The sequence below is a fragment of the Amycolatopsis sp. NPDC104863 genome (assembly GCF_055582965.1).
Map to the genome: position 1 here is coordinate 1,159,933 of NZ_JBVJOW010000001.1, position 9,985 is coordinate 1,169,917.

The following is a 9,985-nucleotide window of genomic DNA, read 5'->3' on the forward strand; positions in this document are numbered from 1 at the left end:
GCGACGAAAGGAAAACTCGTGAGCCTACTCGGAAAATCGGTGTTCGGCCTCGGCTCGTGGAACACCTGGGACCGGATGGACTTCGGTGACGCCGTCCGGCTGCTGAGGACCGCCGTCGACGCCGGCGTCACGCTGTTCGACGTCGCGCACTACGACTTCGGCCCGCACGCGGAGAACTCGCGCACCGACGTCCTCTTCGGCGAAGCCGTGCGGGAAGCCGGGATCGCCCGCGAGGACTACCTGCTGTGCGGGAAGCTCTGGCTCTGGGACTACCCGCGCACCGGCTTCGCGGAGCAGCTCGAGACGTCGCTGGGGCGGATCGGCACCGGGCACGCGGACCTGGTCGTCGTGGGTGACTACCGCGACCGCCCGGACGTCCCGCGGGTGGTCACCGAGGTGGCCGAGCAGGTGCGGGCCGGGCGGGTCGGCGGCTGGGGGGTCAACAACTGGCTCGCCGCCGACCTCGACCTCGCGTGCGAGTTCGCCGACCGGGAAGGCCTGCCCGGTCCGGAGTTCGCACAGCTGAAGTACTCCATCGCCCGCCGCTCGATGGCCGAGGGTGAGTTCTACGCGAGGCACTTCGCGAGCGGACGGCTGGTGCTGCAGGCCTCCGACGTCTTCGAAGGCGGGGTCCTGCTCGGCACCGCGGCGCCCACCCGGAAGATCGGCGCCGACGTCGGCGGGATCCGCGAGTCCATAGTGGACGCTTCCGGTGCGCTCGCGGCCATCGCGGCGGAGTTCGGCGTGACCCGCGCTCAGCTCGCGCTGGCGTTCTGCCTGGCGTACGAACCGGTGGCGAACGTCCTCTTCGGAGTGAGCCGGGCCGCGCAGCTCGCCGACAACCTCGGCGCCCTCGAGCTGGCCCGCGACCACGGCGCCGAGATCCGCGCGGCCGTGGACCACCTCTGGCTGGACCGTGACGTCAGCCCCGACGGCTCCTGGTGACGCCCGGCGTCAAGGAGTGTCGAGGAACGTGAGCGCGGCGGTGCGGAAGGGCGCGCCTCGCAAAGCCGCACCGTGGTCGCCGGGCACGCGCAGCAGGTCGCTGCCCGGCACCAGCGGGACGAGGGTTTCGACGCCCGCGCTGACCGGGTCGTCCCGGCCCGCGACGAACCTCGTCGGCACGCCGACCGTCCCGATCCGGGGCGCGAACGGCTCGCGCCGCAGCCCCTCGATGCAGCGGGCCAGGGCGGCCGGGTCCCGGCCCGGCGCGGTGATCATCCGGGCGATCACCGCCGTCAGCGTGTCGCCTGGGAGCTTTCCGCCGGCCGCGAAGGCCAGGGCGGCCTCGACGTCGACCGCGCCGAACGGCTCGTAAGGGCTGAGCCCACCGAGGACCAGCCGCCGGACCGGCAGCAACGCGGGCAGCTCCCACGCCAGCCGCGCGCCCAGCGAGTACCCGACAACGTCCAGTTCGGACACTTCGCCGACCGCGAGCGCCAGCTCTTCGGTGATCGCCTTGGGGGTCGGGTCCCCGGGGGCCGGGCTCGACCCGTGACCGGGGAGGTCGGGCACGATTGCCTCACGGCCGGACGCGGTCAAAGCCGCCGGCCAGCCGGTGCTCACCCAGTCGGTGGCGCCGTCGGAGGCGAAGCCGTGCAGGAGCAGCACCGGCGGGCCGGAAACCGGGCGGGCCGGGGCGAACCGGCGCACGGCGAGGGACGTCGGGAGCGTCAAGGAAAGGCCTTTCTCAAGAGCGGGAGCGGACGCGCAGGCGCTGCAGCTCGCCGAGCGTGCGGGCACGGGCGTCCACGGCGATCCGCAGCGCGGAGCCGATGAGGTTGAGCAGGAAGACGCAGAGCATGATCGTCACGCCCGGCACGACGACCAGCCACGGCGCGACCACGAGGTACGAGCGGCCCTCGGCGATCATGTTCCCCCAGGTCGGCGTGGGTGGCGCGATGCCGAGCCCGAGGAAGCTCATCGCACCGTCGACCAGCATCGCGGCCGCGGCGAGGATGACGACCTGGACCAGCGCCAGCGGCAGCACGTTGGGGAACACGTGCACCAGCAGGATCTTGCCGCGGCTCATCCCGGACACGCGCGCGGCGCCGATGTACTGCCGGCCGGCGATGCCGAGCACGCGGCTGCGGATGACCCGCGCGGTGAACGGCGTGAAGATCACCGTCAGCGCGATCAGCTCGGTCCAGATGCTCGCGCCCAGCGAGATGGCCAGCGCCATCGCCAGGATGATCGCCGGGAACGACATCCACGCGTCCATCAGCCGCATCAGGACCGCGTCCGCCGTCCGGTAGAAGCCGCTGACCAGGCCGATCACCATGCCGGAGAACGCCGCGCAGAGCGTGATCAACGCCGAGAGGCCGAGCGACGCGCGCCCGCCGGAGACCAGCCGGGCCAGCACGTCCCGGCCGAAGGAGTCGGTGCCGAGCGGGTGCGCGGCCGACGGCGGCAGCAGCCGGTGCACCGGGTCGGTCGCGCTGACGCTCGGCAGGAAGAACGGCAGCACGACCACCGCGAGCACGACCAGCCCGAGCAGCACCGAGCAGATCACCAGGGTCCGGTTCCGCCGGAACACCCGCATCGCGCGCCGCGGCGGGGGAGTGTCCACCACGGACGGCTGGTCGGCGACGGCGAGGCTCATGCGACACGCACCTTCGGGTCGAGCAGCGCGTAGGAGAGGTCGACCAGCAGGTTGACCACGACGAACAGCACCGCGACGAACAACGTGACCCCCTGGATCAGCGGGAAGTCGCGAGTGGACACCGCGCCCATGAGCAGGTGCCCGAGCCCCGGCACGACGAAGATCGACTCGATGATCACGATCCCGCCGACCAGCATCGCGAAGTTGCTGCCCAGCTGCGTCACCAGCGGCATCAGCGCGTTCGGCAGGACGTGCTTCAGCATCACCCGTCGCTCGGGCAGGCCCTTGACCCGCGCGGTGCGCAGGTAGGCCAGCGGCAGCTCGCCGAGCACGCTCTCGCGCAGGGTCAGCACGAACAACGCCGTCTGCCCGATCACGAGCACGGTCACCGGCAGCACCAGCGCGGGCACCGCGGCGACCGGGTCGGTCAGCAGGTCGTGGTAGCCGCTGGAGGGGAACCACCGCAGGGTCACCGAGAAGATCAGCACGAGCACGAGCGAGATCCAGAAGTCCGGCATCGCCATGCCGAGCGAGGACAGCCGGTCGAGCGTGCGGGCCACCGGGTTGCGCGGTGACACCGCCTGCCACGCCGTGATCGCGACCGACAGGAAGAAGCTGATCACGGTGGACAGCACGGCCAGCGTCAGGGTCGGCACGATGTGGCTCGCGACGACGTCGAGCACCGGCTGGTGGTAGGTGATCGACGTCCCGAAGTCGCCGCGCAGCACATGCCCGGCCCAGGTCAGGTACTGCTGCCCGAGCGAGCCGTCGAGGCCCATGCTCGACCGCAGCGCCGCGACGTCGGCCGGGCGCGCGGTCGGGCCGAGGATCGCCTGGGCCGGGTCACCCGGGATCAGCCGGATGACGAAGAACATCATCGTGCCGACGATGACCAGGATGATCACCAGGTCGCGCAGCCGGCGCAGCAGCACGCCGGTCATGCGGCCAGCCAGGAGTTCCAGAACACGCGGTAGAAGTCGCCGTAACCCTTGAGCCGCGGGGTGTAGGCCGCCCAGAGCTTCGACTGGCTGAGCGTGATCACCGACAGCTGCTTCCAGGTGAAGGCCTGCATCTTGTCGATGACGGTCTTCGCCTGCTCCGGCGTGGTCGAGGCGTTGAACTCGGCGAGCAGGCCGTCCATCTCGGCCGACGACGAGCCGTTGAGCGTGCCGAGGGTGAGCGCCGGCATCTGCGCGGGCGAGGTCAGCGACGAGTCGAAGAACAACGTCGTGATGTCCCAGCCCGCCGGGTCCTTGGTCAGCGTGCCGAGCATGGTGGCGAAGTCGTAGGTGTCGATCTTGGTCTTGAGGCCGATCTTGCCCAGCTCGTCCTGGACGAGCACCGCCCACTTGCCGAACTCGGGGTAGGAGTTCGTGGTGACGATGTGGATCGTCGACCCGGCGGGCACGCCGGCCTCGGCGAGCAGCTGCTGGGCGCGGGCCGGGTCGTGCTGCCGGTAGACGTCTTCGCCCGCGGTGGAGTACGACGCCTTGTTGTCCGGCGAGGCGAACGCGCCGGTCTCGATCGTCAGGTCCTTGCTGCCCCCGGTCGCGGCGTTGATCGCGGGCTTGTCGAGCAGCAGGTTCAGCGCCTGGCGGGCCCGCGGGTCGGCGAACTTCGAGCCCGGGGTGAAGTTCGGGATGATGACGTTCTGGTTGCCGCCGGGCAGGTTGCGCACCACCAGGTTCGGGTTGGCCTTGAGCGTCTCGTACTGGTCGTTGGCCGGCATCGCGTGGTCCCACTGGCCGGTCTGCAGGCCGTTGACCAGCGCGTCCTGGTCACCGACGATCTTGTAGATGACCGTGTCGAGGTAGGCGTGCTTGGCGCCGGCTTGGCCGCCCCAGTCCTCTTCGGACCGTGACTTGTACCCGGCGTAGCGCTCCAGCACGAGCTGTTGGCCGATGTCCCAGCTCTTCAGTTTGTACGGGCCGGTGCCGATCGCCTTGTCCTGGCCGAACCCGGTGGCGGGCAGGCCGGCGAGGTTCTTCGCCTCGTAGATCTCGGTGCCCGCGCCGGCCAGCTCGTCGATCAGCGGGTAGCGCGGCCGCTTGAGGTGGATGGTGACGGTGCCCGGGTCGGGTGCGGTGATCGTGTCGATGTCGGGGGTGACCAGCTGGCCGGTCCGGTGGCTCTTCTGCCAGCGCTGGAGGCTCGCGACGACGTCCCCGCCGGTCAACGGGTTGCCGTCCTGGAATGTGACCCCCTGGCGGAGCTTGAACGTGTAGGTCAGCCGGTCCGGGCTCGTGGTGAACGTGTCGACCAGCATCGGCCGCGCGACGAAGTGCTGGTCCACTTCGAACAGCTTCTCGTACATCATGTTGCCGATCTGCGCGGTCACCTGGCCGGGGTTGGCGACCATGTCGAGCGACTGCGGATCGGTGGGGACGGCGACGGTGAGGTTGCCGCCGCGGACGGGCGGGCCGTCGGCGGCGGCCGTGGTGCCGGCACTTCCCATGCAGCCGGCGAGCAGTGTGGCCGCGGCGGCGAGGGCGGCGAGCAGAGGAGTTCTCTTCATGGGCGCGTCGATCCTGTGTGGGGGAGGGCGGGCAGGTCGGGGTTGGCGGCGAGCAGCCGCCGGGTGTAGCCGTGACGCGGGGAGAGGCGGATCTCGTCCGGCGTGCCGGTCTCGATCAGCTCGCCCCGGTACATCACGCCGACCCGGTCGGCCACCGACAGCACGAGGCTGAGGTTGTGGGTGATGAACAGCAGGCTGAGCGTGCGGGTGCGGCGCAGGTCCAGCAGCAGGTTCATGACCTGGCCCTGCACCGAGACGTCGAGGGCGGACGTCGGCTCGTCCGCGACGATCAGCTCGGGCCCGGCGGCGATCGCGCGGGCGATGGAGACGCGTTGCCGTTGCCCGCCGGACAGCTGCGAGGGCAGCTTTCCGGCGGTGTCCTTCGGCAGGCCGACTTCGTCGATGAGGTCGGCGACGCGGCGGTCCAGCTCGGCGCCGCGCAGCGGGGTCAGCTCCTTGAGCGGTTCGGCGATGATCCGGGCCGCGGTGTGGCGCGGGTCCAGTGAGCTCTGCGGGTCCTGGAAGATCAGCTGGACGCGGCGGCGGAACGCGCGTTCGGCGCCGGCGAGCCCGGCGGGCGTGATCCCGTGCGCGCCGAAGGCGATCGTGCCCGACGTCGGCGGTTCGAGCGCGCTCACCAGCCGGCCGAGGGTGGACTTCCCGGAGCCGGATTCGCCGACCAGCCCGAAGAACTCGCCGGGCGGGATCTCCAGGGAGACCTCGCGCACGGCGTCGACCCGCCGTCCTTTTCGTCCGTACACTTTGGACACCGCGGTGATCGTGAGCGGAGTGCCTTCGTGGTCCTTGACCGGGCGCGGCTTCAGCGTCCGGGTCTCGACCGCTTCGGTCGCCTCGCCGGTCATCGCGGATTCGAGCAGGGCGGGGGAGATGGTGGGGAAGCCGTCGCGGCGGCTGACACCGAGCTGCGGCACGCAGCCGAGCAGCGCCCGCGTGTACGGGTGGCGCGGCCGCGTGAGCACGTCGTCGCGGGAGCCGACCTCGACCAGGCGGCCCCGGTACAGCACCGCGATCCGGTCGGCGACCTGCGCGGCGACCCCCATGTCGTGGGTGATGAACACGCAGGCGGTGCCGTGGTCGCGGCGCACCCGGTCGAAGAGCGTGAGGATCTCTGCCTGCGTGGTGACGTCGAGGGCGGTGGTCGGCTCGTCGGCGATGAGCAGGTCGGGGTCGGCCATCAGGGCGAGCGCGATCATGACGCGCTGCTGCATGCCGCCGGACAGCTGGTGCGGGTACTGGCGCAGGATCCGGTCGGTGTCGGTGAGCCCGACCTCGGACAGCAGCCGGCGGGCCTTGGCTTCGGCCCGCTTCCGCAGCGGGCTGCCACGGCGGGTCGCCTGGCCGGGCAGGGACCCGGGTTCGCGGTAGGCCTCGACCAGCTGCCCGCCCACCCGGCGGCCGGGGTTGAGCGAGTCGAGGGCCTCCTGGAAGATCATGCCGATCCGCGGGCCTCGGTAGGCGCGCATGGCGTCGGCGGGCAGCTTCGTTACGTCCACGCCGTCGATCGTGATCTCACCGCGGGTGTGGACCGGCGCGACGAACTCGAGCAGCCGGATGATCGACAGCGCGGTGACGGTCTTGCCGCTGCCGGACTCGCCGACGACGCAGAGCGTGCGGCCCTGCGCGAGGTCGAGGGACAGCTCCCGGACGAGTTCGCGCTCGCTGTCCTCGGTGACCACGCCGACGGTGAGATCCCGGATTTCGAGCAGCGTCATGGGTTCCCCTTCCTCGCGCCCGCCGCGAAGGGGCGGGCCGGACTGCCGGGCACCGGCAGGGGTAGTTCTACGCATGTTGACACTCGCCGCCGACCGTGTCAATGGTTTTATTCTACGAACGTAGGAAGTTGAAATACGACAGTTTTTCGTTGCTGCGCGTGGAAAATCGGCACTGGACTCTTTTATCTACGGATGTAGAGTGTCCGGGTCGGACAGAAGGAGGACACCGTGACGAGAACCCCGCCCACGCCGGAACGCATCGTGGACATCGCCGTGGGGTACATGGCGGCCCAGCAGCTCTTCGCGGCCAACCGGATCGGGCTGTTCCCGGCGCTGGCGGCCGGTCCGCTGAGCGCCGGGGAGCTGGCCGGCCGGACGGGCCGGCCGGAGAAGACCACCCGGATCCTCGGCGACACCCTGGCCGGCCTCGGCCTGCTGTCCCGTGTGGACGGCCGGTACGCGCTCACCACCGACACGGCCGCGTACCTCGGCGGGGAAGGTCTGGACCTCGCGCCGTTCCTGACCTTCCTCGAGACCATCAGCTACCCGCACTGGACGCAGTTCGCGCACACCACCGACACCGGCGAACCCGGCGACCTCGACCTCGCCGGCGACCGCTGGACCACCTTCCTCGGCGGGGTGATGGTGTATAACGCCCTACACGCTCGGCTGCTGGGACAGGCTTTTGACTTCAGCGACTACAAAAACCTCTTGGACCTGGGCGGGCTTTCCGCGGCCTTCGCCCTGGAGGCGCTGCAGGCCAACGACGTCCTGCGCGCGACGTTCGTCTACGACCCGCGGTCGGTGCCGTCGGTGACCGAAGCGGTCGCTTCGTTCGCGGACCGCACGAGCGTGGTCGGCGCGGCGACCCCGGACGCCGAACCGGAGGGCGAGTTCGACCTGGTGATGGTGAACCACGTCGTGCACCGGTTCTCCGTCGACGAGAACCGGGCGATCCTGCGGCACGCGCGGGCCGCGGCGGCGCCGGGGGCGCGGCTGCTGCTGCTCGACTTCTTCCTGGACGACGACGCCGAACCGCGTCCGCTCGACGCGCTGCACGCGGGGGAGTACCTGGTCATCGACGGCACGGTGGTCTACCCGGAGGCCGACGTCCGGGGCTGGCTGTCGGGTGCCGGATGGCGGCCGGTCGACCGGCTGACGCTGCCCGGTTCGCCGCGTGTGCTCGTCGCGGAAGCGGTGTGAGCATGAGCCTCGACCCCGCGGTGCGCGAGCTGCTCGCCCGCAGTCCCGAAGGGCCCGAGCGGCCGCTGACCGCGGTCGAGCTGCGGGCCGCGTTCGCGGCTTCGCGGCCGCAGCCGGGTGCGGTGGCGCCGGTCGCGTCGGTGACCGACCACTGGCTCCCCGGCGATCTCCGGGTCCGGCTGTACCTGCCCGAGGCGCCGGGCCCGGTGCCGGTGTTCCTCTGGATCCACGGGGGCGGCTGGACGATCGGCTCGGTCGACGAGAACGAGGTCGCCTCCCGGGCGGTGTGCGCGGCGGCGTCGGTCGCGGTGGCGGCCGTCGAGTACCGGCTGGCGCCCGAAAACCCGTATCCGGCCGCGCCTTCCGACTGTTACGCGGTGCTGGAATGGCTGGCCGCGGGCGGCGCGGGTCCCGCGGTGACGCCGTCACGGATCGCGGTCGGCGGGGAGAGCGCAGGCGGCAACCTGTCCACTGTGGTCTCACTGATGACGCGGGACCGCGGCGGGCCGGAGATCGCGGCGCAGGTGCTGATCTGCCCGGTGTTCGGCCACCCCGACGACGGCCGCGAGTCCTATGTGGACTTCGCGACCGGCTACGGGATGACGGCGGATGCGATGCGGTTCTTCTTCGCGCAATACGCACCGGATCCGTCCCTTTTGGACGACGCCTACCTGCTGCCATCACGCGCGTCCGACCTCTCGGGCCTGCCGCCGGCGCTGGTGCTGACGGCGGAGTACGACGTCCTGCGCGACGAGGGGGAGGCGTTCGCCCGGCGGCTGTCCGACGCGGGGGTCGCGGTGGATCTGAGCCGGTACGCGGGGCAGATCCACGGGTTCTACGGGCTGTATACGGACCTGCCGGCGTCGCCGCGGTCGCACGCGGAGGTGGCGGCCTACCTGCGCGGGGTCTTCACGGGCGGGTGAGCCGGTCCAGGAGGGAGCCGAGGTGGCGGTGCTGCAGGTCGACGGTGGAGAACTCGCCCGCCACCAGGCTCATCACGTTCGCGCCGGCGTTGAGCAGGACGATCTCGTCGACGAGCTGCTCGTCCGGGGTCTTGGTGACGATTTCGCCGTCTTCGCGGCCTTCGGTCAGGAAGCGGTGCAGCAGGCCGCGCCACTCGCGGACGTGCTCGAGGTACTTGTCGTGCATGCCGGGGTTGGCCAGCGACATCTGCCAGAAGATCAGCAGCACACGCCCGGCGGTGATGCGCTCGTCGTCGATCGGCATGGACGACACGCAGAGCTCGCGCAGGGCGGCCATCCCGCGCAGCCCGTCGAGCTCGACGTGCCGGCGCATCATGTCGAGCGCGCGCTCGTAGGTGGCGGCGATGATGTCTTCCTTGCTGGGGAAGTAGAGCTTGAGCGCCCCATTGGCAAACCCCGCCGCGGCGGCGATCTCCCGCATGGTGGCGGCCTCGATCCCGCCCCGCACGATCAGGTCCCAGGTGACGTCAACGATGTCACTGCGCCGCTGGTCGTGGTCGATGATCTTGGGCACCGGGCACCTCCCGCACTGGTTTCTCTACCAGTGTAGGAGAAACTACCGGCGAGTACAGCCCCGGGTCAGCAGGTGGGTACGCGCCGCCCTGCGAAGAGGTCCTCGCGAGGTGGCGCGCGGAGGCGGGCAGCGCGCGGCGCGGTCGGTTGGCGGAGGCGGAGCGCTCTGGCCCGCCTCCGCCAATTCGCCTCGGGGCAGGGGCGGCCGAGGCCGGCGAGCGGATACACGCCGCCCCGCGAAGCAGCCCTCGCGAAAGCGGCGTGCTGCCCACCAACCAGGCTTCGCAGCGGCCGAGATTAGCGAGCGAACACCCGCTGCCCCGCCCCGTCAACCAGGCTTGGCAGCGGCCGAGATTAGCGAGCGAACACCCGCTGCCCCGCCCCGTCAACCAGGCTTGGCAGCGGCCGAGATTAGCGAGCGAACACCCGCTGCCCC

Annotated in this window: 9 protein-coding genes; 3 read left to right on the forward strand and 6 right to left on the reverse strand. The window is 71.0% G+C overall.

All coding sequences use genetic code 11. The features are described 5' to 3' along the window. The first annotated feature begins 18 nt into the window (after positions 1-18). A complete protein-coding gene (locus tag ACZ63J_RS05090) occupies positions 19-945 on the forward strand; it encodes an aldo/keto reductase (RefSeq protein ID WP_465399669.1) in 927 nt (308 codons plus the stop codon). A gap of 9 nt (positions 946-954) precedes the next feature. On the opposite strand, the gene ACZ63J_RS05095 is transcribed toward ACZ63J_RS05090, so the two are convergent. Genes ACZ63J_RS05095 through ACZ63J_RS05115 form a run of 5 tightly spaced genes read right to left on the reverse strand, consistent with a single transcriptional unit; the run spans position 955 to position 6,850 of the window. Next, positions 955-1,677, reverse strand: a complete 723-nt coding sequence (locus ACZ63J_RS05095; protein WP_465399668.1) for an alpha/beta fold hydrolase — start codon at positions 1,675-1,677, stop codon at positions 955-957. A gap of 13 nt (positions 1,678-1,690) precedes the next feature. Beyond that, positions 1,691-2,602, reverse strand: coding sequence for an ABC transporter permease (locus ACZ63J_RS05100; RefSeq protein WP_465399667.1), 912 nt, complete (start codon positions 2,600-2,602; stop codon positions 1,691-1,693). After that, positions 2,599-3,543, reverse strand: coding sequence for an ABC transporter permease (locus tag ACZ63J_RS05105; protein WP_465399666.1), 945 nt, complete (start codon positions 3,541-3,543; stop codon positions 2,599-2,601). The genes ACZ63J_RS05100 and ACZ63J_RS05105 overlap by 4 nt, the downstream gene beginning before the upstream one ends. Then, complete coding sequence (locus tag ACZ63J_RS05110; RefSeq protein ID WP_465399665.1) at positions 3,540-5,117, reverse strand: ABC transporter substrate-binding protein; 1,578 nt, start codon at positions 5,115-5,117, stop codon at positions 3,540-3,542. The genes ACZ63J_RS05105 and ACZ63J_RS05110 overlap by 4 nt, the downstream gene beginning before the upstream one ends. Further along, the gene (locus tag ACZ63J_RS05115) at positions 5,114-6,850 is read right to left on the reverse strand and encodes a dipeptide ABC transporter ATP-binding protein (RefSeq protein ID WP_465399664.1); all 1,737 of its coding nucleotides are present in this window, start codon (positions 6,848-6,850) and stop codon (positions 5,114-5,116) included. The genes ACZ63J_RS05110 and ACZ63J_RS05115 overlap by 4 nt, the downstream gene beginning before the upstream one ends. Positions 6,851-7,078: 228 nt before the next feature. Here ACZ63J_RS05115 and ACZ63J_RS05120 point away from each other — a divergent pair, with 228 nt between their 5' ends. Further along, a complete protein-coding gene (locus tag ACZ63J_RS05120; RefSeq protein WP_465399663.1) occupies positions 7,079-8,053 on the forward strand; it encodes a methyltransferase family protein in 975 nt (324 codons plus the stop codon). Next, positions 8,050-8,976, forward strand: a complete 927-nt coding sequence (locus tag ACZ63J_RS05125) for an alpha/beta hydrolase (protein WP_465399662.1) — start codon at positions 8,050-8,052, stop codon at positions 8,974-8,976. Before ACZ63J_RS05120 ends, ACZ63J_RS05125 begins: the two co-directional genes overlap by 4 nt. Here ACZ63J_RS05125 and ACZ63J_RS05130 read toward each other — a convergent pair. Then, positions 8,963-9,550: a TetR/AcrR family transcriptional regulator gene (locus ACZ63J_RS05130; RefSeq protein ID WP_465399661.1), complete on the reverse strand. Its 588-nt coding sequence runs from the start codon at positions 9,548-9,550 to the stop codon at positions 8,963-8,965. The two genes, ACZ63J_RS05125 and ACZ63J_RS05130, sit on opposite strands and share 14 nt — an antisense overlap. Positions 9,551-9,985: the final 435 nt, after the last annotated feature.